The organism is Pseudomonas sp. GW822-FHT05A08 (assembly GCF_058800485.1).
The window spans coordinates 6736237-6760093 of sequence record NZ_CM179511.1; the positions used below are offsets into that span (position 1 = coordinate 6736237).

At 62.8% G+C, this 23857-nt stretch carries 23 protein-coding genes and 1 other RNA gene; 13 read left to right on the forward strand and 11 right to left on the reverse strand.

The annotated features are described in order from the left end of the window. The first annotated feature begins 122 nt into the window (after window positions 1-122). The 3 genes from AC3RCP_RS30535 (at window position 123) to AC3RCP_RS30545 (ending at window position 3250) form a co-directional block, all read left to right on the forward strand. On the forward strand, window positions 123-1265 hold the full coding sequence (locus tag AC3RCP_RS30535) for a DegT/DnrJ/EryC1/StrS family aminotransferase (RefSeq protein WP_492570600.1): 1143 nt from the start codon (window positions 123-125) through the stop codon (window positions 1263-1265). A gap of 384 nt (window positions 1266-1649) precedes the next feature. Continuing rightward, window positions 1650-2333 (forward strand): hypothetical protein, encoded by a 684-nt coding sequence (locus tag AC3RCP_RS30540; RefSeq protein ID WP_007928255.1) that lies wholly within the window; start codon window positions 1650-1652, stop codon window positions 2331-2333. A 209-nt stretch (window positions 2334-2542) separates the two neighbouring features. Beyond that, the gene (locus AC3RCP_RS30545; protein WP_007928247.1) at window positions 2543-3250 is read left to right on the forward strand and encodes a hypothetical protein; all 708 of its coding nucleotides are present in this window, start codon (window positions 2543-2545) and stop codon (window positions 3248-3250) included. 98 nt (window positions 3251-3348) lie between these two features. Here the strand turns inward: AC3RCP_RS30545 and gcvH are convergent, their stop codons facing one another. From gcvH to AC3RCP_RS30585, 8 genes are all read right to left on the reverse strand, one after another. Then, window positions 3349-3732: a glycine cleavage system protein GcvH gene (gcvH, locus tag AC3RCP_RS30550; RefSeq protein WP_009046109.1), complete on the reverse strand. Its 384-nt coding sequence runs from the start codon at window positions 3730-3732 to the stop codon at window positions 3349-3351. Between the two features lie 51 nt (window positions 3733-3783). Further along, on the reverse strand, window positions 3784-4866 hold the full coding sequence (gene gcvT, locus AC3RCP_RS30555) for a glycine cleavage system aminomethyltransferase GcvT (RefSeq protein ID WP_085532918.1): 1083 nt from the start codon (window positions 4864-4866) through the stop codon (window positions 3784-3786). Window positions 4867-5022: 156 nt separating this feature from the next. Next, on the reverse strand, window positions 5023-6639 hold the full coding sequence (locus tag AC3RCP_RS30560) for an ABC transporter permease (protein ID WP_007926754.1): 1617 nt from the start codon (window positions 6637-6639) through the stop codon (window positions 5023-5025). A 94-nt stretch (window positions 6640-6733) separates the two neighbouring features. Further along, a complete protein-coding gene (locus tag AC3RCP_RS30565) occupies window positions 6734-7735 on the reverse strand; it encodes an extracellular solute-binding protein (protein ID WP_053263050.1) in 1002 nt (333 codons plus the stop codon). A 200-nt stretch (window positions 7736-7935) separates the two neighbouring features. Continuing rightward, entirely contained in the window at window positions 7936-9153 is a 1218-nt protein-coding gene (locus AC3RCP_RS30570) for a 2-octaprenyl-3-methyl-6-methoxy-1,4-benzoquinol hydroxylase (protein WP_492570688.1), read from the reverse strand. 121 nt (window positions 9154-9274) lie between these two features. After that, window positions 9275-10462: a 2-octaprenyl-6-methoxyphenyl hydroxylase gene (ubiH, locus tag AC3RCP_RS30575; protein ID WP_007926748.1), complete on the reverse strand. Its 1188-nt coding sequence runs from the start codon at window positions 10460-10462 to the stop codon at window positions 9275-9277. Beyond that, window positions 10459-11793 carry a Xaa-Pro aminopeptidase gene (gene pepP / locus AC3RCP_RS30580; protein WP_007926745.1) on the reverse strand — a complete coding sequence of 445 codons (1335 nt, stop codon included), beginning with the start codon at window positions 11791-11793 and terminating at the stop codon, window positions 10459-10461. Before pepP ends, ubiH begins: the two co-directional genes overlap by 4 nt. A gap of 27 nt (window positions 11794-11820) precedes the next feature. Continuing rightward, window positions 11821-12378, reverse strand: a complete 558-nt coding sequence (locus AC3RCP_RS30585) for a YecA/YgfB family protein (RefSeq protein WP_007926743.1) — start codon at window positions 12376-12378, stop codon at window positions 11821-11823. Window positions 12379-12518: 140 nt separating this feature from the next. On the opposite strand from AC3RCP_RS30585, the gene AC3RCP_RS30590 reads away from it, so the two are divergent. The 4 genes from AC3RCP_RS30590 to AC3RCP_RS30605 all read left to right on the forward strand — a co-directional run bounded on the left by AC3RCP_RS30590 (window position 12519) and on the right by AC3RCP_RS30605 (window position 14022). Further along, window positions 12519-12728 (forward strand): TIGR02449 family protein, encoded by a 210-nt coding sequence (locus tag AC3RCP_RS30590; protein ID WP_007911197.1) that lies wholly within the window; start codon window positions 12519-12521, stop codon window positions 12726-12728. Further along, complete coding sequence (locus AC3RCP_RS30595) at window positions 12725-13048, forward strand: cell division protein ZapA (protein ID WP_007926742.1); 324 nt, start codon at window positions 12725-12727, stop codon at window positions 13046-13048. Before AC3RCP_RS30590 ends, AC3RCP_RS30595 begins: the two co-directional genes overlap by 4 nt. 24 nt (window positions 13049-13072) lie before the next feature. Beyond that, a non-coding RNA gene (ssrS, locus tag AC3RCP_RS30600) (6S RNA) lies at window positions 13073-13251 on the forward strand. Between the two features lie 165 nt (window positions 13252-13416). Next, complete coding sequence (locus tag AC3RCP_RS30605; protein ID WP_087092505.1) at window positions 13417-14022, forward strand: 5-formyltetrahydrofolate cyclo-ligase; 606 nt, start codon at window positions 13417-13419, stop codon at window positions 14020-14022. A 34-nt stretch (window positions 14023-14056) separates the two neighbouring features. Here AC3RCP_RS30605 and AC3RCP_RS30610 read toward each other — a convergent pair whose 3' ends face one another. After that, the gene (locus tag AC3RCP_RS30610; RefSeq protein WP_007926740.1) at window positions 14057-14203 is read right to left on the reverse strand and encodes a hypothetical protein; all 147 of its coding nucleotides are present in this window, start codon (window positions 14201-14203) and stop codon (window positions 14057-14059) included. A gap of 195 nt (window positions 14204-14398) precedes the next feature. On the opposite strand from AC3RCP_RS30610, the gene AC3RCP_RS30615 reads away from it, so the two are divergent. The 4 genes from AC3RCP_RS30615 (at window position 14399) to AC3RCP_RS30630 (ending at window position 19780) form a co-directional block, all read left to right on the forward strand. Beyond that, window positions 14399-14848, forward strand: a complete 450-nt coding sequence (locus AC3RCP_RS30615; protein WP_492570599.1) for an EVE domain-containing protein — start codon at window positions 14399-14401, stop codon at window positions 14846-14848. Between the two features lie 134 nt (window positions 14849-14982). Further along, entirely contained in the window at window positions 14983-15948 is a 966-nt protein-coding gene (locus AC3RCP_RS30620; RefSeq protein WP_007926738.1) for an HlyD family secretion protein, read from the forward strand. After that, the gene (gene rbbA, locus AC3RCP_RS30625) at window positions 15945-18665 is read left to right on the forward strand and encodes a ribosome-associated ATPase/putative transporter RbbA (protein WP_492570598.1); all 2721 of its coding nucleotides are present in this window, start codon (window positions 15945-15947) and stop codon (window positions 18663-18665) included. Before AC3RCP_RS30620 ends, rbbA begins: the two co-directional genes overlap by 4 nt. After that, on the forward strand, window positions 18665-19780 hold the full coding sequence (locus tag AC3RCP_RS30630) for an ABC transporter permease (RefSeq protein WP_492570597.1): 1116 nt from the start codon (window positions 18665-18667) through the stop codon (window positions 19778-19780). Before rbbA ends, AC3RCP_RS30630 begins: the two co-directional genes overlap by 1 nt. Before the next feature lie 119 nt (window positions 19781-19899). Here AC3RCP_RS30630 and AC3RCP_RS30635 read toward each other — a convergent pair whose 3' ends face one another. Next, the gene (locus AC3RCP_RS30635) at window positions 19900-20307 is read right to left on the reverse strand and encodes a flagellar basal body-associated protein FliL (protein ID WP_492570596.1); all 408 of its coding nucleotides are present in this window, start codon (window positions 20305-20307) and stop codon (window positions 19900-19902) included. Window positions 20308-20465: 158 nt separating this feature from the next. Here AC3RCP_RS30635 and AC3RCP_RS30640 point away from each other — a divergent pair, with 158 nt between their 5' ends. Continuing rightward, window positions 20466-21443 carry an NADPH:quinone oxidoreductase family protein gene (locus AC3RCP_RS30640; RefSeq protein ID WP_492570595.1) on the forward strand — a complete coding sequence of 326 codons (978 nt, stop codon included), beginning with the start codon at window positions 20466-20468 and terminating at the stop codon, window positions 21441-21443. Between the two features lie 263 nt (window positions 21444-21706). After that, window positions 21707-23056: a glycerol-3-phosphate transporter gene (gene glpT / locus AC3RCP_RS30645; RefSeq protein WP_007926732.1), complete on the forward strand. Its 1350-nt coding sequence runs from the start codon at window positions 21707-21709 to the stop codon at window positions 23054-23056. Here glpT and AC3RCP_RS30650 read toward each other — a convergent pair. Further along, window positions 23053-23700, reverse strand: a complete 648-nt coding sequence (locus AC3RCP_RS30650; RefSeq protein ID WP_007926730.1) for a gamma-glutamylcyclotransferase — start codon at window positions 23698-23700, stop codon at window positions 23053-23055. The genes glpT and AC3RCP_RS30650 overlap by 4 nt on opposite strands. Window positions 23701-23857 lie beyond the last annotated feature (157 nt).

Consider the following 23857-nt stretch of genomic DNA (forward strand, 5'->3'; position numbering starts at 1 on the left):
GCATAGCAGCCGATCCCGCACGCCGACGGTATGGCACCCCGGGCGAACCGGTAGCATGATGCTCGACTCCGGCGCGGCCCGCCGCCCTGCCTCGACCACTGTTTATCGGGTATCCCATCGTCATGAGCCAGCTGCCTTTCCTGCCGTTTTCCAAACCCACCATCGATGAAGCCACCATCGCCAGCGTCGGCGAAGTGCTGCGTTCGGGCTGGATCACCAGCGGGCCCAAGGTCCAGGCCTTCGAGGCGCAACTCTCGCAGTACTGCGGCGGGCGCCCGGTGCGCACCTTCAATTCCGGCACCTGCACCATGGAGATCGCCCTGCGTATCGCCGGCATCGGCCCTGGCGATGAAGTCATCACCACGCCGATCTCCTGGGTGGCCACGGCCAACGTGATTCTCGAAGTCGGCGCCACCCCGGTGTTCGCCGACATCGACCCGATCACCCGCAACATCGACCTGGCCCAGGTGGAAGCCGCCATCACGCCCCGGACCAAGGCCATCATCCCGGTGTTTCTCGCCGGCCTGCCGGTCGATATGGCACGCCTCTACGCCCTGGCGCGCAAGCACGGCCTGCGGGTCGTGGAAGACGCCGCCCAGGCGTTGGGCTCAAGCTGGAATGGCGAGCGCATCGGCGCTGGCGGCGACCTGGTCTCTTTCAGTTTCCAGGCCAACAAGAACGTCACCTGCAGCGAAGGCGGCGCCCTGGTGCTGAACACCGCCGAAGAGGCTCGCCTGGCGGAGAAGTATCGACTGCAGGGCGTGACCCGCCACGGCTTCGACGGCCTGGACGTGGACGTGCTGGGCGGCAAATTCAACATGACCGACGTCGCGGCCGCCATCGGCCTGGGCCAGTTCGCCCACCTCGAAACCCTCACCGCTCATCGCCGCGAATTGGCCCGGCATTACTTCGAATGCCTGGGCAGCGACTTCGAAACCCGCTACGGCGCCCAGCTGCCCCCGGCGGACTTCAGCAACAGCAACTGGCACCTGTTCCAGCTGGTACTGCCGGAGCGGCATGACGGCAAACCGGCGCGGGCGACCTTTATGGAGCAGATGCAGGAGCGCGGGATCGGCATCGGCTATCACTACCCGCCGATTCACCTGCTGAGCCTGTACCGCGAGCGCGGTTTCAAGGAGGGGATGTTCCCGGTGGCGGAACGGGTGGGACGCCTGATCGTCTCGTTGCCGATGTTCACGGCCATGAGCAAGGGTGATGTCGAACGCTCGGTAGCGGCGGTGAAGGCGGTCTTGCAAGAGGCATAAACAGATACCGGCCCCTGAACGGCCAGCCCTTGCACTATTCAAGACGCTCAATGCCCTGCATTGGGCGTTTTTATTTCAGCGATAAAGATAGTTGCCAATCGCTATATATCAGCGCCACCGGCCAACTTCCTTGTGCCAAAAACCAGACTCCCGACAGAACTTTGTCTAACTGCGCACATAAACACATGATAAGCCAGCACGATTCAAAACATTGAATTTCCGCAATACAGACAGCACCAAAGACAATAGCCAATAGTTCTATAGTTCAATTTTTTGCATGCTATGTTTACTGATGACTGCGCAGTTGAGACAAAAGGCCACTACGTAGTTGCAAAGACCGTTACAAAATCCATGTTTCAATCTATTCGAAATGGAGTTCAAGAAATGAGCAGCCAACAAATAATTCTATACATCGAAGAACAGCAGTTGATTGCACAAAAAAACAACAACTACAGCCTTTATCTGGCCAAGAAAGTAAACAATGACTTCACTGTCATCTGGCAATCAAAAGGACCTATTGCCACCGTCAACAACCCTAGTTACCAATATAGAAACACTTTCGATGTCACCACCCCGTCGTTCATGGTCAACTACACCAATGACCCGGTCAGCAGTGGCGATGTCACCTTCACCTCCGGCGGCAAGAACCTGCCGATCAGTACCGGCCAGATCACCACCCTCGATGCCAATGGTGTGTTCACCCCGGCCAAGAATGGCGGCGTACCCTCGGACGTGCTGATCAACAACTTGCTGCAAGGCAATCCACATCAAATCCTCCTGGACTCCAACGGCAATAACATCTGGGTGAATCGCCAGAGCGGCATGAACATCGGTACTGCGACGCTGACACCAAAAAGCCAATACCAAGTCTGGTTCGGCAACATTCAGGAAACCGGTTCGTTGATCGCCACCAACCTGTCCAACCCCTATGTGGTGACCCTGCAGGATGGCGGCAGCATCACCATTACCTACACCGACAGTGGAACCTGGGTGACCGGCGAACCGGCCAAACGCCTGAGCGCTGCTGAAATCAAGGCACTTCACGCCAGGGCCGGGATCGCGGCATAGTCCGCGGGACGGGCTCGAGCATCGGTTGCGCGAAGGACGCAGAGCACCACGCGATACCCTTGGCAGTCTTTCGCTCGCAAACGCCGCTCAAACAAGAAAACCCTGTATATCGCCGATCTACAGGGTTTTTTGTTGATGGCGTCGAACCCGGCCAGCAGGACTCGAGACTCTGCACCGAAATCATCCACGGGATGAACGTGAGATTAGCCATGAGCAAACAGACCATCATCGTCTATATCGAAGAAGATCAACTTGTTGCCCAAAAGGTAAACAACTACAGCCTCTATCTGGCGAAGAAAGTAAACAGTACTTTCACCGTCATCTGGTTTGCAAAGCCCCCCTTCGCCGCACCCAACCAGCCGTCCTATCAATATAAGAACGTCTTCAATATCACCAATGACTCTTACATGGTCAACTTTACAAACACGCCCGTGCAAGAGGGAGATGTCAACTTTACTTCAGGCGGAAAGAACCTGCCCATCAACACCGGCCAGATAACCACCCTGACTAAGTACGGTGTATTCAGCCCTGCAAAGAACGGTGGCACGCCAGGAGATGTTTCAATAAATAACGAACTTTCGGCCAACCCCAGCGAAATATTATTGGACTCTACCGGACTCAATCTCTGGGTGAACTGTTCAGGCGGCATGAATATAGGTGTCGCTACCATGACACCCAAGAACGAGTTTCAATTATGGTTCGGCCCAGGCCAGACAGCGGGCTCGTTAATCCCCAGTACTCTGTCCAATCCTTACACCATCAGCGTGAACGACGGAGAAACCAAAACCGTCACCTACAACAACCAGGGCGCCTGGGTCAGCGGCGAACCGGCACGGAGCCTGACAACAGAAGAAATAGCCGAACTTCATGTCAGGGTAAGCAAAGCCGTGCTGCTGGCCAGATCGCTCCGTCGCTAGGCCAGTGACTTGAGTTGTCGCATTGTCTTAAACGAAAAACGCCGCATATCCGATAAGGGAACACGGCGCTCTTGTAACAGCTTGGCTTGCGGCAGCGGTTATTCGCCGATAGCGGCCTTATAACCGGCTGCGTCGAGCAGCTTCTCAAGATCAGCAGCGTTGGCCGGCTTGAGCTTGAAGATCCAGGCGCCGTACGGGTCGCTGTTGAGCAGTTCCGGGCTGCCGCTCAGGTCTTCGTTGACCGCAATCACTTCGCCGGCCACTGGCGCGTAGATGTCGGAAGCGGCCTTCACCGATTCCACCACACCGGCCTGGTCGCCAGCGCCGAAGACGTTGCCGACTTCGGTCAGCTCGACGAACACCACGTCGCCCAGGGCTTCCTGAGCGTGGTCGCTGATGCCCACGGTCACGGTGCCATCGGCTTCCAGACGGGCCCATTCGTGACTTTCGGCAAAACGCAGGTCAGCAGGGATATCGCTCATGTTCTGTGTCCTCAAGAAGAAATGTCAGCGGTAGATCCCGCCGGAAATAAGTTAGATCAAGGTTTTGCCATGACGCACGAAGGTCGGTTTTACCACCCGGACCGGGTACCACTTGCCACGGATTTCCACTTCTGCGCGGTCGGCGGTAGCCATGGGCACCCGCGCCAGGGCGATCGATTTGCTAAGCGTAGGAGAGAAACTACCACTGGTGATCTCTCCTTCGCCAACATCGGCGATGCGAACCACCTGATGGGCACGCAGCACGCCGCGTTCTTCCAGCACCAGGCCGACCAATTTGTGCTTCACTCCACCCGCGCGCTCGGCCTCCAGCGCGGTGCGCCCGATGAACTTACGCGACGCCGGCTCCCAGGCAATGCTCCAGGCCATGTTGGCCACCAGCGGTGAAACCTCCTGGTGAATGTCCTGGCCGTACAGGTTCATGCCGGCCTCCAGGCGCAGAGTGTCCCGGGCGCCGAGGCCGATCGGCGAGATACCCGCGCCCACCAGATCGTTGAAGAACGCCGGGGCCTGGTCAGCCGGCAGGACGATTTCCAGGCCATCCTCGCCGGTGTAACCGGTGCGCGCGATGAACCAGTCGCCATCGGCCTGGCCTTCGAAGGGCTTGAGTTGCTGGATCAGCGTGCCGCGCGACTGGGTCACCAGCTCGGCGATCTTGTGGCGGGCGTGAGGCCCCTGGATCGCCAGCATCGCCAGCTCGGAGCGTTCGTGCAGTTGCACCTGGAAAGCCCCCAGCTGCGCCTGCATCCAGGCCATGTCCTGGTCACGGGTGGCGGCGTTGACCACCAGCCGGTAACCGGCTTCGGTGCGGTAGACGATCATGTCGTCGACGATACCGCCGTGCTCGTTGAGCATGGCGCTGTACAAGGCCCTGCCGGGGCTTTGCAGGCGTTCGACATCGTTGGCCAGCAGGTGCTGGAGCCAGGCCTTGGCCTGGGGGCCGTCGACATCGATCACGGTCATGTGGGATACATCGAAAACCCCGCAATCGCGTCGCACCTGATGGTGCTCCTCGACCTGCGAGCCGTAATGCAGAGGCATATCCCAACCGCCAAAATCGACCATCTTCGCGCCCAGGGCGAGATGAAGGTCATACAGAGGCGTGCGCTGTCCCATGGGTTTCTCCTTCCGGGCGTGGCGAAGGTGCGGGCGGTCGCTGTATGAGCTGGAAGCCGTGAAATAGAAGGCTCTCAGATAATTCAAAAGACCCGATCAGAAAGATCGACCGCACCGAATGCCGCGCATTGTAGCCGCAAGGTGTGACACTGGCACCTAACCGATTCGATGAGCGGAGCGTCGGATCAGTCCGATCACCGGCAGCAATCCCACCAGGACCAGGGTCAGGGCCGGCAACGCGGCACGCGCCCACTCGCCCTCGCTGGTCATCTCGAAGATCCGCACCGCCAGCGTGTCCCAGCCGAACGGGCGCATCAGCAGGGTGGCAGGCATTTCCTTGAGCACATCGACGAACACCAGCAACGCCGCGCTCAGGGTGCCGGGCAGCAACAGCGGCAGATACACTTTGAAAAACAGTCGTGGCCCGCTGACCCCCAGGCTGCGCGCCGCCTCCGGCAACGAAGGGCGGATCCGCGCCAGGCTGCTTTCCAGCGGCCCGTAGGCCACCGCGATAAACCGCACCAGATAGGCCAGCAGCAACGCCGCCAGGCTGCCCAGCAGCAGCGGCTTGCCCGCCCCACCCAACCAGCCCGACAGCGGGATCACCAGCTCGCGGTCCAGATAACTGAAGGCCAGCATGATCGACACGGCCAGCACCGAGCCCGGCAAGGCATACCCCAGGTTGGCCAGGCTGACGCCGGAGCGGATCGCCCGGGTCGGCGCCAGCCGTCGGGCGAACGCCAGCAGCAGGGCCACGCTGACCGTGATCAGGGCCGCCATGGCGCCCAAGTACAGGGTGTGCAGGATCAATCCGGCATAACGCTCGTCGAGGTCGAAACGGCCACGCTGCCAGAACCACACCACCAGCTGCAGCACTGGGATGACAAAGGCGCAGGCAAACACCAGCGCGCACCAGCTGGTGGCCGCCAGGGCCTTGATGCCATGCAGGTGGTACAGCGCCTTGCCCCGCGGCCGCTCGTTGCCGGAGCGACTGGCGCCACGGGCGCGACGCTCGCCGTACAGCACCAGCATCACCGCCAGCAGCAACAGGCTGGCCAGTTGCGCGGCGCTGGACAGGCTGAAGAAGCCATACCAGGTCTTGTAGATGGCGGTGGTGAAGGTGTCGAAGTTGAACACCGCCACCGCGCCGAAATCGGCCAGGGTTTCCATCAGCGCCAGGGCCACGCCGGCACCGATGGCCGGCCGCGCCATGGGCAGGGCCACGCGCCAGAACGCCTGCCAGGGCGTCTGCCCAAGCACCCGCGCGGCTTCCATCAGGCCTTTGCCCTGGGCCAGGAACGCGGTGCGCGCCAGCAGGTACACATAGGGATAGAACACCAGCACCAGGACCAGGATCACCCCGCCGGTGGAGCGCACCCGCGGCAGGCGCAGGCCCGTGCCGAACCATTCGCGCAGCAGGGTCTGCACCGGGCCGGAAAAGTCCAGCAGACCGACGAAGACAAAGGCCAGCACGTAGGCCGGAATCGCAAAGGGCAGCATCAGCGCCCAGTCCAGCCAGCGCCTTCCGGGAAACTCGCAGAGGCTGGTCAGCCAAGCCAGGCTCACCCCCAGCAGCGTCACGCCGACACCGACGCCCAGCACCAGGGTCAGGGTGTTGCCCAGCAGGCGCGGCATCTGGGTCTCCCACAGGTGCGACCAGATCTGCTGGTCGATCACCTGCCACGACAGCAGCAGCACGCTCAGCGGCAGCAGCACCAGGGCGGCGACGGCAAAAACCAGCGGGTACCAGCGACGTTGGGCGGGATGGGCCACGAAAGACTCTCGAACGAGATGGATCAATAAAAGGCAATTTCGAACCGGTTAAACAAAACGCCCCGCAAAGGCGGGGCGCAGTATAACCAGCGGATCAGTTCCAGCCAGCACGGTCCATCAGGCGAATGGCCTCGGCCTGGCGCTTGCCGGCGACTTCCACCGGTAGGGTGTCGGCCACGAACTTGCCCCAGGCGGCCACTTCGGCGGACGGCGGCACGCTCGGGTTGGCCGGGAATTCCTGGTTCACGTCGGCGAAGATTTTCTGCGCTTCCTCGGTGGTCATCCACTCCACCAGGGCCTTGGCGGCTTCCGGGTGCGGTGCGTGCTTGGTCAGGCCAATGCCCGACAGGTTGACGTGCACACCACGGTCACCCTGGTTCGGCCAGAACAGTTTGACCGGCAGATCCGGCTTCTGCTTGTGCAGGCGGCCGTAGTAGTAGGTGTTGACGATGCCCACGTCGCACTGGCCGGCGCTGATCGCCTCGAGCACCGCGACGTCGTCGGAGAACACGTCGGTGGACAGGTTGTTGACCCAGCCCTTGACGATTTCTTCGGTTTTCGCCGCGCCGTGGGTTTCGATCAGGGTCGCGGTCAGCGACTGGTTGTAGACCTTCTTCGCCGTACGCAGGCACAGGCGGCCTTCCCACTGCTTGTCAGCCAGGGCTTCGTAGGTGGTCAGTTCGGACGGTTTCACCCGCGCGGTGGAGTAGGCGATGGTCCGCGCCCGCAGGCTCAGGCCGGTCCAGGCGTGCGAGGCGGCGCGGTATTGCAGGGGGATGTTGGTGTCGATCACCTTGGAGGTGAACGGCTGCAGGATGCCCATCTGCTCGGCTTGCCACAGGTTGCCGGCATCGACGGTGAGCAGCAGGTCGGCGGTGGCGTTCTCGCCCTCGGCCTTGATCCGCTGCATCAGCGGCGCTTCCTTGTCGGTGATGAACTTCACCTGGACCCCGGTTTTCTGGGTGTAGAGATCGAAGACCGGCTTGATCAGTTCGTCGATACGCGAGGAGTAGACCACCACTTCGTCGGCTGCCTGGACAGTGCCGCCAATGAGGGTGAGGGCCAGGGCGGTCAGTAGACGCTTCGGTGCCAACATGGGAGCGGTCTCTCGAAATCAAAGGGGAGTAAATGATAAGGACTACTATTTAGCTTCTCAAACTGAACCGGAGGGCGAGGCGTTACGAGATGTTGCTGATGCATCGCCAGCGTGGGTTCAGAGCAGACGCGCGCCCACACATGTCCGCGCGGCCCCTGCGGGAGCCGCCGGTTGAGCGGTTCGACCACTCGCGATAACGGTCAGGCCTTGGCCAGTTCCGGCAGATCCCCGCTGAGGCCCAACGCCTGGCGCACGAACAGCGCCTTGGCCTCGGGCATCTGGTCGACCATTTTCAACCCGGTATTACGCAACCAGCGCAGCGGCAGCGGATCGGCCTGGAACAGCCGTTCGAAGCCTTCCATCGCCGCCATCAACGCCAGGTTGTGCGGCATGCGCCGCCGCTCGTAACGGCTGAGCACCTTGGTGTCGGCCAGGCGCTCGCCGCGGCTGGCCGCCTGCAGCAGCACCTCGGCCAGCACCGCGGCATCGAGGAAACCCAGGTTGACCCCCTGCCCGGCCAGTGGATGGATGGTATGGGCCGCGTCGCCGATCAGGGCCAGGCCTTGCGCCACGTAACGCTTGGCATGACGCTGACGCAAAGGCACGCAGAGTCGCGGATCGGCGCTCAACACCGCGCCCAGACGGCCTTCGAAGGCGCGTTCCAGCTCACGGCAGAAGTCGCTGTCGTCCAGCGCCATCAGGCGTTCGGCCTCGCTGGGCGTGGTCGACCAGACGATCGAACACCAATCGTGCAGCCCGTCGCGCTCCAGCGGCAGGAACGCCAGCGGGCCGTTGTCGGTGAAACGCTGCCAGGCGGTCCTCTGGTGCGGCTCGGCGCAACGCACGCTGGTGACGATGGCGTGATGCAGGTAATCCCATTCGCGGGTAGCGCAGCCGGTCAGGCGCCGCACCGCCGAATTGGCGCCGTCGGCGGCGATTACCAGCGGGGCGCGCAGGCTGCGGCCATCGGCCAGGGTCAGCAGCCAGTCGTCGCCGGAACGGCGCATCTGCTCCAGGCGGGCGTTGGCCAGCAGGCCGATGTCGCAGTTGTGCAGGCGCTCCAGCAGCGCGTCCTGGACCACGCGGTTTTCCACGATGTGGCCCAGCGCCTCGGCATACACGCTGGCGGCCGAGAAGTGAATCTGCCCGGTGCCGCTGCCATCCCAGACCTGCATCTCGGCATACGGGCTGCTGCGCCGCCGGGTCACCCCTTCCCAGACACCCAGGCGCTCGAGAATCCGCTGGCTGGCCGCCGACAATGCGCTTACCCGCGGCTCGAACGGTGCTTCGTCGTCGAAGGGCTTGACCTTCAGCGGGCTGCCATCGAGCAGCAGCACTTCCAGGCCACTGTCCTGCAACGCCAGCGCCAGGGCGCTCCCGACCATTCCGGCCCCGACAATCAGCAGATCTGCACGCATTTCCATGCTTTAAGCCTGTCTCGCTTGCGGCTTGAGCCGCACGTAAAGGGTTTTGTCGAACCGCGCTACCTGGCTGCCGACACTGTGCTGGATTTCCATGCCCGGTCGCGGGCTCAACCACTCACGCATCGGGACGGGTACCCAGGCCCATGGCTTGCCGCGCGAACCAGCGTTTGGCCGGTGGCAGCAGGTCCAGGCCCAGCAGCCCGATATTGCGCCCCAGGGACACCAGCGGCAGCTTGCTGCCGAACAGCCGGGTGACCTGGTCGGAGAAGCCCACGGTCAGGTCCTGGTCCAGACGCTGCCGCTCACGGTAGGCCTGCAAGATACTGAAATCGCCCGGCGGCGTCGGGCTGACCAGCAAGGCATCGGCCAGCGCCTGGGCGTCGCGCAACGACAGGTTGAAACCCTGCCCGGCAATCGGGTGCAGGCTATGGGCAGCGTTGCCCAGCACCACCAGGTGAGGACGCACCTGCTCCTCGGCCTCCACCAGCGCCAGCGGGTAAAGATGCCGCGCGCCGACCTGTTTCAGGGTTCCCAGGCGATAACCGAATACCCCCTGCAGTTCGCTGAGGAAGCTGCGCTCGTCCAGCGCGGCCAGGCGCTGCGCGTCCATGCCCAGGCGGGTCCAGACCAGTGCGCAGCGGTTATCCGGCAGCGGCAGCAGGGCCATCGGGCCGTCGTCGGTGAAGCGCTCGAAGGCCATGCCGTTATGGGCTTCGCTCGGGGTGATATTGGCGATCAGTGCGCTCTGGTTGTAGGGGCGCTTTTTCACCCCGATCCCCAGTTGCTCGCGCAGCCCCGAGCGACCGCCGTCGGCCAGCACCGCCAGTTCGCAATCCAGGCTGGTTTCATCGTTGAGAGTCAGGCGGTAGCCATCTTCCAGCGGCTCCATGCGCGTGACTTCGGCCGGGCAGCGCCAGCTCACCACGTCCTTGTCCAGCCCCTGCCACAGGCATTGGCCGAGCCAGGCGTTTTCCACCACATAACCCAGGGCGGGAACACCCTCCTCCATGGCCGACAGCCGCGCGGTGGAAAACCGCCCACGGTCGGAGACATGGATCTGTTTGATCGGCTCGGCGCGGCGGGAGATTTCCTGCCACACACCCAGCCGTTGATAGATCTGCCGCGCGCCGAACGACAGCGCCGAAGAGCGCGCATCGTAGCTGGGCTGATAGGTATCGCCCGGAGCGAACGGCTCGATCAGCACGATCTTCCAGCCGCGCTCCTTGGCGCCGGCCTGCAAGGCCAGGGCCAGGCTGGCACCGACCAGACCACCGCCGATGATCGCCAGATTGACCCGGTTCATGCTGCGCAGCTCCGGGCGGCGGCCATCAGGGCCTCGATCTCGGCCACGGTCTTGGGCACGCCACCGGTGAGAATTTCACAGCCTTGCTTGGTTACCACCACGTCATCCTCGATGCGCACGCCAATGCCGCGCCATTTCTTCGCCACGTTCTGATTGTCCGGCGCAATGTAGATGCCCGGCTCGACCGTCAGGGCCATGCCGACTTCCAGCACCCGCCATTCGCCGCCGACCTTGTACTCGCCGACGTCATGCACATCCATGCCCAGCCAGTGGCCGGCGCGGTGCATGTAAAACGCCTTGTAGGCTTCGCTGGCGATCAACTCGTCCACCTCGCCTTCGAGCAGACCCAGCTTGACCAGCCCGGAGGTGATCACCCTGACGGTCGCTTCATGGGCCTGGTTCCAGTGCTTGTTCGGCGCGATCTCGGCAAAAGCGGCTTCCTGGGAGGCCAGCACCAGCTCGTAGATCGCCTTCTGCTCGGCGGAAAACTTGCCGTTCACCGGCCAGGTGCGAGTGATATCGCTGGCATAACAATCGATCTCGCAACCGGCGTCGATCAGCACCAGGTCGCCGTCCTTGAGCAACGCGTCGTTCTGCTGGTAATGCAGGATGCAGCTGTTGCGCCCGGCGGCGACGATCGAACCGTAGGCCGGCATCTTCGCCCCGCCCCGGCGGAACTCGTAGTCCAGCTCGGCTTCCAGGCTGAACTCGTACAGGCCGGCACGGCTGGCCTGCATGGCCCGGATATGGGCCTGGGCGGAAATCCGCGCGGCCTCGCGCATCACCTTCACTTCCGCCGCCGATTTATACAGACGCATGTCGTGCAGCAGATGATCCAGGGCAACGAATTCGTTCGGCGGCTGAGCGCCCAGGTGCGCCTTGGAGCGGATCACGTTGATCCATTCCATCAGGTGGCGATCGAACTCTGGATTGCTGCCCATGGCCGAATACACCCGGTCGCGGCCTTCGATAAGGCCCGGCAGGATGTCGTCGATGTCGGTAATGGGGAAGGCATCGTCAGCGCCGTAATCGCGGATCGCGCCCTCCTGGCCAGCCCGCAGGCCGTCCCAGAGTTCGCGCTCGGCATTACGCTCACGGCAGAACAGGATGTACTCGCCATGCTCGCGACCGGGCATCAGCACGATCACCGCCTGGGGTTCTGGGAAACCGCTTAGGTACTGGAAATCGCTGTCCTGGCGGTAGACATGCTCGACGTCGCGGTTGCGGATCGCCACCGCGGCAGCCGGCAGGATCGCGATGCTGTTGGGTTCCATCTGCGCCATGAGCGCCTTGCGGCGGCGGGTGTATTCCGATTTCGGGATATGGATCATGGGCAGACGGATTTCCCTATCGAGCGATCAGTGCAGAGAAGGCTTGGCGGCCGGTTCAACCGTCTTGTTGGTCTCGGTGAACAGCAGCAGCGGGGCGACCCGCAGGTATTCCATCACTTCCATGTAGTCGCTTTCGCCGTCGTCGGACTCTTCCAGCGCGTCCTGTACCTGGGCGATCGCCGCCAGGTCCTGCAGCACTTCCGTGGCCTCGGTGCTCAGGGCACTGCTGTCGCGGGAGTTCAGGCCAAAGCCGGTGAGGAAACCCTGGCACCACTGCCCCAGGGCCGCGGCGCGCTCGGCCAGCGGGGCGTCGTCGGTGGGCAGCAGCAGGACGACGGTCATGTCGTCGCTGGTCAGCTCGCCCTTGACCATTTCCTGCAGGCCGATCAAGGCGTTGCGAACATTGTCCTGCGGCTCGCCTTCGAGCAGTTCGGCGGCGTCGATCAGCCAGCCGTCGACTTCGAAGCCGGCGCCGGCACAGCTGCGACCCAGCAACAGGCCATGCAATTCGGCGGGCGAGACAGGGTGACCGCTGCTGCTGAGCAGGGTGGCGAAGGCGTTGTACGGGGAATTCTGAATGGGCATGGGTAGCTAGGCGCCAAGCGGCGCAATGTCTAGAATGGAGGCCTTGTATCCTAGCATCGGCAGACGCGCCAAGACCATCGAGGCCGTCAACTCGTTTGCCCAGGCAGTTGCCACTCATCAGACAAATCCAGTGGGATCCAATGGAAGACACCGATCTGCAAGCGCTGATGGCTAGACTCGAACTGCTAATTGGCCGGGTCGAGCAACTAAAGAGTCAAAACGCACTCTTATTAGCTCAGGAAAAGACTTGGCGCGAGGAACGCGCGCACCTCATTGAAAAAAACGAAATCGCCCGGCGTAAGGTCGAATCGATGATTTCGCGCCTCAAGGCCCTGGAGCAAGACTCATGAGTTCAAGCAATAGCGTTACCGTGCAGATCCTCGACAAAGAGTATTCGATCATCTGCCCCCAGGAAGAGCGTAGCAATCTGGTGAGCGCCGCCCGGTACCTGGATGGCAAGATGCGCGAGATCCGCAGCAGCGGCAAAGTCATTGGCGCCGATCGTATCGCGGTGATGGCCGCCCTCAATATCACCCACGATCTGCTGCACAAGCAGGACCGCCCTGACGTGCAAGCCAGCGGTTCGACCCGCGAACAGGTGCGCGACCTGCTCGAGCGCGTGGATCTGGTGCTCGCCACCGACACCGATACAACCAAGGCTGATTCCTGAGGGTGGTTGCGGTATAATCCCCACCACTCCCTGGGGTGCTTGCCAGTTGGCGATGTCCCTGAGCCGATTCGCACTACCCTGGAAGTTGCACGTTGGGCCGGTGTGCATGTCCGCTAGACGGAAAGCCTTAACGCCTACTGCATCTTCCGCCTTGAACTTTCGGGTTCAAGGGCTAAGTCGACAGCGGTTCATCCGGGGAGCCTGAATTCCATGCCAATGCCAGCTATGCAAATAGCTGGCATTGTTTTTTTGGGGCTCCGTTTTTTCAGTTCCGTTTTTTTCAGTTCCGTTTTTTTCGGCTCCGTTTTTTTCGATCAGGGGTTATTTGGTACGCTGTCCTGCCGTACTCCTCCCGGACCCGAGCGACCATGACCGAACCGGCGCCGCTTTCCCGCCCGCAACTTCGACGCATACTGCGCAAAGCCCGCCGCGCCCTCACCGCCAGCGAACAACGCCAGGCCTCTCGTGGGCTGTATCGGCAACTGGCGCAGCATCCGTTGTTCCGCCGAGCCAAACACATCTCCCTTTACCTGCCCATGGACGGTGAAATCGACCCGCGCCCGCTGCTGCTGGCCGCGCAACGCCGGGGCAAGGCGACTTATCTGCCGGTGCTCAGCGCCTGGCCACGGACCAAGATGGTGTTTCAGCGCGTTCGCCCCGGCGAAAAGCTGCGCCCCAACCGCTTCCGCATTCCCGAGCCACAGGTGAGTCTGGCCCGGCAACGCAAGGTCTGGGCCCTGGATCTGGTGCTGTTGCCGCTGGTCGGCTTCGATGAGGCGGGCGGACGCCTGGGAATGGGCGGTGGTTTCTATGATCGCAGCCTGGCCTATCTGGCGCGGCGCAAAAGCTGGCGCAAGCCGACGCTACTGGGGCTGGCCCACGAATGTCAGAAAGTCGCGAAACTGGATCAGGCGAGCTGGGATGTACCGCTGCAAGGAACGGTGACTGACAAGAAATGGTATTTCGCGAAATAGGCGCCACCAGGAGAGAGCGGCGCCTTGGAAGGAATCAACGCTTGTAAGGCTGCTGCTGTTGCGCGAGCTCGACCGGTGCGTCGGTCTTGTTGGCCCACAGGCTCTGCGCATAACCGGTTGTCACTACGCCCAAACCGAACAAAATAACCAAAATCCATAGTAAATCCGGTTTGCGTTGCATCGATTGCCCCCCTCAGGCAAATCCCACACGATGACAGCGACGGTTTCCATAACAGGCCGTGCAGCAGCGTCAAGCTTAAAATCCCGGCATTCTGCGATAACGTGAACCGACACGCAAATGCTGGCGTCAACCGACTGTCGGTTTGTCATAAAATTGCCCGACAACTTGCCCACGTCCCTCTGGAGAGCACAGAAAATGGCCTATTGGCTGATGAAATCCGAACCGGAAGAACTCTCGATCGAGGGCCTGGCGCTCAAGAAACAGGCGCGCTGGGACGGCGTACGCAACTACCAGGCGCGAAACTTCCTGCGCAGCATGGCGGTGGGTGACCAATTCTTCTTTTATCACTCCAGCTGTCCCGAACCGGGCATTGCCGGGATCGGCCAAATCATCGAGGCCGCCTACCCCGACCCGACCGCCCTGGAACCGGAAAACCCGCATTTCGATCCCAAGGCCAGCGCCGAGAAAAATGCCTGGAGCGCCGTCGACGTCGCCCATGTCGAAACCTTCCCCAAGGTGCTGCGCCTGGATTATCTGAAGCAGCAAACCGCCCTCGCCGAACTGCCCCTGGTGCAGAAAGGCAGCCGGCTGTCCGTGATGCCAGTGACCGCCGAACAGTGGGCGACGGTGCTCGCGCTGCGCTGAACAGGCCGCCAGCGATACTCAAGCAGGCATCCCGCGCACAACGTACTAGGCTTGCCCGTTCATTTGACGGACATCAAGTCGCCCAACGGCTTGAACCGCCAGACTAGGACGCTACTGCCGCAGGGATGTCCCCAATGCCGACGAATCACCGTTCCTCCCGCCTTTTTGCCTTCGCCTTGCTGGCATTGCTGCTGATCGCGGGCGGCTTTGGTTACTGGAAGTCCACCCTGGACCGCCTGCCCGAAGGCCTGAGCATGGGCAACGGCCGGCTTGAAGCCACCGAAGTGCAGATCGCCAGCAAGACGCCCGGACGCCTGGCCGAAGTGCTCGTCGACGAAGGCGACAGAGTGTCCAAGGACCAGCTGCTGGCCCGCATGGACACCCGCACCTTGGAGGCCCAGCGCGCCCAGGCCGAGGCCGACGTGGTGCGCACCCGGGAAAACCTCGCGGCAGCCGAAGCCAATGTGCAGCTGCGCCAGAGCGAACTGCTGCTGGCCAACCAGGAACTCAAGCGTTCCCGGGAACTGTTCAACCGTGGTTACGCCAGCCAGCAGATCATCGACCAGCAGCAGGCGCGCCTGAACACCGGCAACGCCGCCGTCCAGGCAGCCCAGGCCCAGGTCGCCGCAGTGCGCGCCGCCATTGGCTCGGCCAAGGCCATGGTCGCCCAGCTGACCAGCGAGATCGACGACAGCAGCCTGCGCGCGCCCATCGACGGCATCATCCAGTTGCGCCTGGCCGAACCGGGTGAGGTGCTGGGCGCCGGCGGCCGGGTGTTGCTGCTGATCGACCCGAGCGACCAGTACATGAACCTCTACCTGTCCGCCTCGGTGACCGGGCGCCTGGCTGTCGGCAGCGAGGCGCGGATCCTGCTCGACGCCCTGCCCGATCAGCCACTGCCGGCGAAGATCAGCTTCGTCGCGGCCAAGTCCCAGTTCACCCCCAAGGAAGTGGAAACCCGCGATGAACGCCAAAAACTGGTGTTCCGCGTCAAGCTGCGGCTGACCCAACCCAGCGCCGTACCGCAGGCCAAGCCGGGCATGCCCGGCGCCGGTTACGTGCGCACCGCGACCGTGGACTGGCCGGCCAACCTGCAATGAACGAACTGGCGCTGCAGGCCACGGGCATCAACCACCGTTATGGCTCGCAACAGGCCCTGGTCGACCTTGCCTTCAGCCTGCCCGGCGGCACCCGCTGCGGATTGATCGGCCCGGATGGCGCCGGCAAGTCGAGCCTGCTGGGCTTGATCGCCGGGGTGAAGAAGCTGCAGCAGGGCCAACTGCAGGTGCTCGGCGGCTCCATTGAACAACGCCGCCATCGCAACAGCCTGTACGCGCGGATCGCCTTCATGCCCCAGGGCCTGGGCGGCAACCTGTATCCCGAACTGTCGATCGAGGAAAACATTCGCTTCTTCGCCACCCTGTTCGGCCTGTCGAAAACCGAATGCGAACAGCGCATGCATAACCTGTTGCTGGCCACCGACCTGCTGCGTTTCGCCGAACGGCCCGCGGGCAAGCTGTCCGGCGGGATGAAGCAGAAACTCGGGCTGTGCTGCGCATTGATCCATGAGCCGGACCTGCTGATCCTCGACGAACCCACCACGGGCGTCGATCCGCTATCCCGCCGGCGCTTCTGGGAACTGGTGGACGAGGTTCGCCGCCAGCGCCCGCAACTGACGCTGCTGGTGGCCACCGCCTATATGGAGGAAGCCGAGCAGTTCGAGCACTGCCTGATGCTCGACCGCGGCCGGCTGATTGCCCAGGGCTTGAGCCGGGAACTGGCCATCGCCACGCCCAGCGGCAAGCTCGACGATGCCTTCACCCACTTTCAAGGCGACAGCGGGCACGGCAACCAGCCGCTGGTGATCCCGCCAAGAACCACGGACAACCAGCAAATTGCTATCGAAGCCCATGAGCTGACCCTGCGTTTCGGCGATTTCACGGCCGTGAACAAGGTCAGCTTCGCCATTGGCCGGGGTGAGATTTTCGGCTTTCTCGGCTCCAACGGCTGCGGCAAGACCACCACCATGAAGGTCCTGACCGGGTTGATGCCGGCCACCGAGGGCAGCGCCAAACTGCTGGGCAACCCGGTGGACGCCAGGGACCTGGCCACCCGCAAGCGCGTGGGTTTCATGTCCCAGAGTTTTTCGCTGTACGGCGAACTCAGCGTGCGCCAGAACCTGGTGCTGCACGCCCGGCTGTTCGACCTGCCCAAGGCCGAGAGCGGCCCGCGGATCGAAGAGCTGATCCACCGCTTCGCTCTCCAGGAGATCGCCGACCAACCCTCCGGCGCCCTGCCCCTGGGCTTGCGTCAACGCCTGTCCCTGGCAGTGGCGGTGCTGCACCGCCCGGAAGTGCTGATCCTCGACGAGCCGACCTCGGGTGTGGACCCGGCGGCCCGCGACGACTTCTGGCGGCTGTTGATCGAGCTGTCGCGGGAACAGGGGGTGACGATCTTCCTGTCCACCCACTTCATGAACGAAGCCCAGCGCTGCGACCGCATCTCGCTGATGCACGCTGGCAAGGTACTGGCCTGCGATACACCGGCCGCCCTGCAGCAACAGTTCGCCGGCGAAACCCTGGAGGCCGCTTTTGTCCGCTGCCTGGAAGACGCCCAGGGCGCGCCGGAACCTGCTCCCCCGGCGACCGCCCAGCCCGAAGTCAGCAGCGCCATTCACAGCGACAGTCGGCGTTTCAGCCTGGCGCGCCTGGTCGCCGTGGCCACCCGCGAAGGCAAGGAGCTGCTGCGCGACCGGGTGCGCCTGGGGTTCGCCTTGCTCGGGGCGCTGTTCATGATGGTGATCTTTGGCTACGGCATTTCCCTGGACGTGGAAAACCTCGCCTTCGCCGTCTACGACCAGGACCAGACCCCGCAAAGCCGCGCTTACCTGGAAGCCTTCCGCAGCTCCCGCTACTTCAAGGAGCAGCAGCCGATCCGCGATGCCGCCGAACTGCACCGGCGCCTGCAACGCTCGGAGATCAAGCTGGCCCTGGAGATCCCCCCCGGTTTCGGTCGCGACCTGTACGCCGGGCGCCAGCCCGCGGTGGCCGCCTGGCTCGACGGCGGCATGCCGTTTCGCGCCGAGACCAGCCGCAACTATGTCGAGGCGGTGCATCAGGCCAATATCGAATTGCTCGCCGAACACAGCAGCCCGGCCCTGGGGCGAGCACCCGCGGCCCGCCTGGAAACCCGCTTTCGCTACAACCAGGACGTGGTCAGCGTGAATGCCATCGGCCCTGGCGTGATGGCGCTGATCCTGGCGTTCATCCCGGCGATGCTCACGGCGCTGGGCATCGTGCGCGAGAAGGAGCTGGGCTCAATCACCAACTTCTACGCCACGCCACTCAAGCGCCTGGAGTTTCTCCTGGGCAAACAGGCGCCTTACCTGGGCCTGAGCCTGATCAACCTGGCGCTGCTGGTGGCCATGAACCGTTGGCTGTTCGGCGTGCCCTTCAAGGGCAGCAGCCTGACCCTGGCCTTCGGCGGCCTGCTGTATGTGCTGGCCACTACCAGCCTGGGCCTGCTGATTTCCGCGTTCACCCGTACCCAGATCGCGGCGATCCTCGGCACCATGATCATCACCAGCCTGCCGACCATCCAGTTCTCCGGGCTGATCGTGCCGCGCTCGTCGCTGGACGGCGCTGCGGCGCTGATGGGGCAGCTGTTCCCCGCCGGTTACTTCCTCGACATTGCCGTCGGCACCTTCACCAAGGCCCTGGACCTGCGCCAGCTGTGGCCGCAGTGCCTGGCGCTGTTCGGGTTCTTCCTCGGGTTCACCGGGCTGAGCCTGGCGATGCTGAAAAAACAGGAGGCCTGATGCACCGGTTCAGCCACATCCTGCGCCTGGGCCTCAAGGAGCTCACCAGCCTGCGACACGACAGCGTGTTGCTGCTGTTTCTGCTGTACGCCTTCACCGTGGCCATCTACATGCCGGCGGCCGGCTCGGTGATCGGCGTGCACAACGCCAGCGTGGCGCTGGTGGACGAAGACCACAGCCAGCTCTCGCGCCAGCTGGCCGAGGCCCTGCAACCACCGGAATTCCAGAGCCCGGTGCAGTTGCCCTACGACCAGTTGGACCAGGTCCTGGACAGCGGCCAGTTCACCTTCGTCATCAATGTGCCGGCCAACTTCCAGAGCGATCTGCTGGCCGGGCGCCAACCCAGCGTGCAAGTGAATGTCGACGCCACGGCCATGAGCCAGGCCTTCATGGGCGCCGGTTATATCGGGCGGATTTTCCAGCGCGAACTGCTCAACTACAGCCAGGCCGACCCGGAGAGCCGGATGCCCGCACTGTTGACCAGTCGCGCGCTGTTCAACACCAATCTGCAGGGCGGCTGGTTTCTCGCGGTGATTCAGATCGTCAACAACATCACCATCCTGGCCATTGTCCTGACCGGCACGGCGCTGCTGCGCGAGCGCGAGCACGGCACCCTCGACCATCTGCTGGTGTTGCCGCTGACCGCCCTGGAAATCATGCTGGCGAAGATCTGGAGCAACATGCTGGTGGTGGTGCTCTGCACCTGGGTGTCGCTGGAGGTGATCGTCAAGGGTGTGCTGGGCGTGCCGCTGGCCGGCTCGCTGGCGCTGTTCCTCGCGGTGACCGGGCTTTACCTGTTCGCCAGCACCGCGCTGGGGATCTTTCTCGCCACGCTGGCGCGCTCGACCCCGCAATTCGGCTTGCTGGCGATTCCGGTGATCATCCCGATGTTGCTGCTATCGGGCGGCAGTACCCCGCTGGACAGCATGCCCCAGTGGCTGCAATGGGTGATGCAGGGCTCGCCGTCGACCCACTTCGTCAGCCTCAGCGCCGCGATTCTGTTTCGCGACGCCGGCATTGAAGTGGTCTGGCCAGACCTGCTAGCCCTGGCGGTGATCGGCCTGCTGTTCTTCGGCATCGCCTTGGCGCGATTCCGCAAGAGCCTGGCGTCCTGAGGTGATCTCGATGACTTCTTGTAGGAGCGAAGCTTGCTCGCGATCAGCCGCCAGGCTGGAACTGGGCGGGGCTCGCCCTATTGCTATCGCGGGCAAACCTCGCTCCTACAGATCCAGCATTACTGGATGATCAGGTTGTTGAACAGCAGGTCTTCCACCACCGGCTTGCCGGTTTCGTCGTTCATCACCTGCTGGGTCTGCTTCAGGGCTTCCTGACGCAGTTTTTCCTTGGCTTCGACGTTGTTCATGGTTTCCGTGGTCTGCTGGGCGAACAGCGCCACCAGTTGGTTGCGGATCAACGGCTCGTTGGCCTTCACCGCCTGAGCGGCGGCATCGCCGGTCACCCGCAGGGCGACGTCGGCCTTGTACACCTTGAGCTTCGGGCCACCATCCAGACCGTAGTTGCCCACGAACGGCGGGTTCAGGCTGATGTAACTGACTTTCGGTGCTTCGCCCTCTTTGGCTTCCTCGGCCATGACTGCCATCGGCAGAGACAGGGCCAGCATCAACATGATCCACGCTTTCACAATTCGCTCCTTATCCGGTAGGCGGTCTAGCATAAAGGCCCCTGCGCCCGTGCCCAAGCACAAAGCTTATGGCTGGCTATCAGGCCGGGGCATGCTCGTTGACCGCGTTATTCACCCACCTACACTTATCGGCCATCACTCCCAAAGGAATAGCCCTGATGAAAGCCGTGCTGTGCAAAGCCTTCGGCCCCGCCGAAACGCTGGTGCTGGAAGACGTCGCGAGTCCTGTGCCGAAGAAGAACGAAATTCTGCTGCAGGTGCACGCGGCCGGGGTGAACTTCCCGGACACGCTGATCATCGAGGGCAAATACCAGTTCAAGCCGCCCTTCCCGTTCTCGCCCGGTGGCGAGGCCGCGGGGGTGGTCGGCGCTGTCGGTGAGAAGGTCGGCCACCTCAAGGTCGGCGACCGGGTCATGGCGCTGACCGGCTGGGGCAGCTTCGCCGAGGAAGTGGCGGTACCAGGCTACAACGTGCTGCCGATTCCAGCGTCGATGGACTTCAACACCGCCGCCGCCTTCAGCATGACCTACGGCACCTCGATGCATGCCCTCAAGCAACGCGGCAACCTGCAGCCGGGTGAAACCCTGCTGGTGCTCGGCGCTTCCGGCGGTGTCGGCCTGGCGGCGGTGGAAATCGGCAAAGCCATGGGCGCCCGGGTCATCGCCGCCGCCAGCAGCGCCGAGAAACTCGCGGTGGCCAAGGCCGCCGGCGCCGACGATTTGATCAACTACAGCGAAACCAGCCTGAAGGACGAGATCAAGCGCCTGACCGACGGCCAGGGCGCCGATGTGATCTACGACCCGGTCGGCGGCGACCTGTTCGACCAGGCCATCCGCGCCATCGCCTGGAACGGCCGGCTGCTGGTGGTGGGTTTCGCCAGCGGACGCATTCCCGAGCTGCCGGTCAACCTGGCGCTGCTCAAGGGCGCCGCGGTGATCGGCGTGTTCTGGGGTTCGTTCGCCCAGCGCCAGCCCCAGGACAACGCGGCGAACTTCCGGCAGCTGTTCGGCTGGTTCGCCGAAGGCCAGTTGAAACCGCTGGTCTCGCAGGTCTACCCGCTGAGCAACGCCGCCAGCGCCATCAACGATCTTGGCCAGCGCAAGGCGGTGGGCAAGGTGGTGGTCCAGGTTCGCTGAATCCCTTTCGTTTTATAGAAGCTTGCTCGCGATAACGGGCTGACCGTCAGCCGCAACGGCGACTCGCGAGCAAGCGCTCTTCTCCCCCAGCCGCAGCCGCCGGCACCAGAAACGCCCCCTACTTGTCTTTAAGCGACATGTTCGTAAAAGAACATGCAAATGCTCCTGCGTTGCGTGCTCCCAGATAAGATGCAGTGCTATTTTCGGTAACGAAACTGTAACATTCGCATCCGCAGTCAAAACAAGAAATTTGGAGCTCTTGAATGTTTGCTTTCTTTCGACCTGCCGCACATCAGGCGCCCCTGCCTGACGAAAAAATAGACAGTACTTACCGCCGCCTGCGCTGGCAGATCTTCGCCGGGATCTTCATCGGCTACGCCGGCTACTACCTGCTGCGCAAGAACTTCTCCCTGGCCATGCCGTACCTGATCGAAGAGGGTTACACCCGCGGTCAGCTGGGCCTGGCCATGTCGGCGATCGCCATCGCCTACGGCCTGTCCAAGTTCCTCATGGGCCTGGTGTCCGACCGCTCCAACCCGCGCTACTTCCTGCCCTTCGGCCTGCTGGTGTCGGCCGGGGTGATGTTCATTTTCGGTTTCGCACCCTGGGCCACGTCCAGCGTGACCATGATGTTCATCCTGCTGTTCATCAACGGCTGGGCCCAGGGCATGGGCTGGCCGCCAAGCGGACGGACCATGGTGCACTGGTGGTCGCAGAAGGAACGCGGCGGCGTGGTTTCGGTATGGAACGTGGCGCACAACGTTGGCGGCGGCCTGATCGGCCCGCTGTTCCTGCTCGGCATGGGCTGGTTCAACGACTGGCACGCGGCGTTCTACGTCCCGGCCGCCGTGGCCCTGATGGTGGCGCTGTTCGCCTTCGTCACCATGCGCGACACCCCGCAATCGGTCGGCCTGCCGCCGATCGAGAAGTACAAGAACGACTACCCGGAAGGCTACGACGCCAGCCACGAAGAAGAATTCAGCGCCAAGGAAATCTTCGTCAAATACGTGCTGCGCAACAAAATGCTCTGGTACATCGCCATGGCCAACGTCTTCGTCTACCTGCTGCGCTACGGCGTACTGGACTGGGCGCCGACCTACCTCAAGGAAGCCAAGCACTTCACCGTGGATAAAACCTCGTGGGCGTACTTCTTCTACGAGTGGGCGGGGATCCCGGGCACGCTGCTGTGCGGCTGGATGTCGGACAAGATCTTCCGTGGCAACCGTGGCCTGACCGGCATGGTGTTCATGGCCCTGGTGACCGTGGCGACCCTGGTGTACTGGCTGAACCCGGCCGGCAACCCGACTATCGACATGATCGCGCTGTTCTCCATCGGCTTCCTGATCTATGGCCCGGTAATGCTGATCGGCCTGCAGGCCCTGGAACTGGCGCCGAAGAAAGCCGCTGGCACCGCCGCGGGCTTCACCGGTCTGTTCGGTTATTTGGGTGGTTCGGTCGCGGCCAGCGCGGCGATGGGCTACACCGTGGACCACTTCGGCTGGGACGGCGGTTTTGTCTTGCTGGTAGGCGCCTGCCTGCTGTCGATGGCCTTCCTGGCCCCAACCCTGTGGCACAAACAGGTCGCCAGCCAGAGTCGCGAAGCCATTGCCTAATGGGTGGCTGACTTACAGCGCTTGAGCCGCGCCTCCAGATTACGGTCTGGCATGGCGTGGCTACGCAGGGCGTGCACGGTCTGCTCGACATAATCGCGAGTGGTGCCGTAGCGCCCGCAGGCGTTTTCAAATACCTGGCTCAGCACATGGTCCGGCAGGTTGCCGGCATAGCTGGGCAGGTGTCGCTCCAGAACGAACCCCAGGGCCTGAACCCGGCTACCGTCTTCGAGGCGGCAGTTGAGCCAGTGCGGGCGATAGGACGGGTATGGCATCTCGCGCTGCCACAGCGCATACAGCGAGGTTTCCAGCTGCTCTTGCGGCAAGCGGTAGGCGAAGCCGCTGCAGGAACCGCCACGATCCAGGCCAAAGACCAGCCCCGGCTTCTCCGGCGTGCCACGGTGTTCATGGGACCACAGGTACAGACCGCGATGGTAGCCATGCACCCGCCCGCGCATGCGCTCGACCGCCGAACATTCAGGGCGCCAGATCAGCGAACCGTAGGCAAACAGCCAGACCGGTCCGCCCTTGTGGCGCGCCATGGTGGACTGCATCGAGCTGAGAAGCTGTTCGTGGGTGAGCTGCGGCCCCAGGTCGAGCCGCGGAGGGTAAGCCAGATTCAAAAAACTGGATTCTATGGCTGTCATGGCGAATAGCGTTCGGCTCCCCGCGTATAAAGAATTACTTAATAGAACGCACGGCTGTAACTCCAAGACACATATGTTTCAAGGCAAGTTAAGTGCCATCGAAGAGTTTTAACTTTCAATAATGCGTGACATATAACCTACCGGTATTTATCTAATT

Coding starts and splice junctions, on each gene's coding strand:
- AC3RCP_RS30535 (WP_492570600.1), top strand. CDS start 123: ATGAGCCAGCTGCCTTTCCTGCCGTTTTCCAAACCCACCATCGATGAA.
- AC3RCP_RS30540 (WP_007928255.1), top strand. CDS start 1,650: ATGAGCAGCCAACAAATAATTCTATACATCGAAGAACAGCAGTTGATT.
- AC3RCP_RS30545 (WP_007928247.1), top strand. CDS start 2,543: ATGAGCAAACAGACCATCATCGTCTATATCGAAGAAGATCAACTTGTT.
- gcvH (WP_009046109.1), bottom strand. CDS start 3,732: ATGAGCGATATCCCTGCTGACCTGCGTTTTGCCGAAAGTCACGAATGG.
- gcvT (WP_085532918.1), bottom strand. CDS start 4,866: ATGGGACAGCGCACGCCTCTGTATGACCTTCATCTCGCCCTGGGCGCG.
- AC3RCP_RS30565 (WP_053263050.1), bottom strand. CDS start 7,735: ATGTTGGCACCGAAGCGTCTACTGACCGCCCTGGCCCTCACCCTCATT.
- AC3RCP_RS30570 (WP_492570688.1), bottom strand. CDS start 9,153: ATGCGTGCAGATCTGCTGATTGTCGGGGCCGGAATGGTCGGGAGCGCC.
- ubiH (WP_007926748.1), bottom strand. CDS start 10,462: ATGAACCGGGTCAATCTGGCGATCATCGGCGGTGGTCTGGTCGGTGCC.
- pepP (WP_007926745.1), bottom strand. CDS start 11,793: ATGATCCATATCCCGAAATCGGAATACACCCGCCGCCGCAAGGCGCTC.
- AC3RCP_RS30585 (WP_007926743.1), bottom strand. CDS start 12,378: ATGCCCATTCAGAATTCCCCGTACAACGCCTTCGCCACCCTGCTCAGC.
- AC3RCP_RS30590 (WP_007911197.1), top strand. CDS start 12,519: ATGGAAGACACCGATCTGCAAGCGCTGATGGCTAGACTCGAACTGCTA.
- AC3RCP_RS30595 (WP_007926742.1), top strand. CDS start 12,725: ATGAGTTCAAGCAATAGCGTTACCGTGCAGATCCTCGACAAAGAGTAT.
- AC3RCP_RS30605 (WP_087092505.1), top strand. CDS start 13,417: ATGACCGAACCGGCGCCGCTTTCCCGCCCGCAACTTCGACGCATACTG.
- AC3RCP_RS30610 (WP_007926740.1), bottom strand. CDS start 14,203: ATGCAACGCAAACCGGATTTACTATGGATTTTGGTTATTTTGTTCGGT.
- AC3RCP_RS30615 (WP_492570599.1), top strand. CDS start 14,399: ATGGCCTATTGGCTGATGAAATCCGAACCGGAAGAACTCTCGATCGAG.
- AC3RCP_RS30620 (WP_007926738.1), top strand. CDS start 14,983: ATGCCGACGAATCACCGTTCCTCCCGCCTTTTTGCCTTCGCCTTGCTG.
- rbbA (WP_492570598.1), top strand. CDS start 15,945: ATGAACGAACTGGCGCTGCAGGCCACGGGCATCAACCACCGTTATGGC.
- AC3RCP_RS30630 (WP_492570597.1), top strand. CDS start 18,665: ATGCACCGGTTCAGCCACATCCTGCGCCTGGGCCTCAAGGAGCTCACC.
- AC3RCP_RS30640 (WP_492570595.1), top strand. CDS start 20,466: ATGAAAGCCGTGCTGTGCAAAGCCTTCGGCCCCGCCGAAACGCTGGTG.
- glpT (WP_007926732.1), top strand. CDS start 21,707: ATGTTTGCTTTCTTTCGACCTGCCGCACATCAGGCGCCCCTGCCTGAC.
- AC3RCP_RS30650 (WP_007926730.1), bottom strand. CDS start 23,700: ATGACAGCCATAGAATCCAGTTTTTTGAATCTGGCTTACCCTCCGCGG.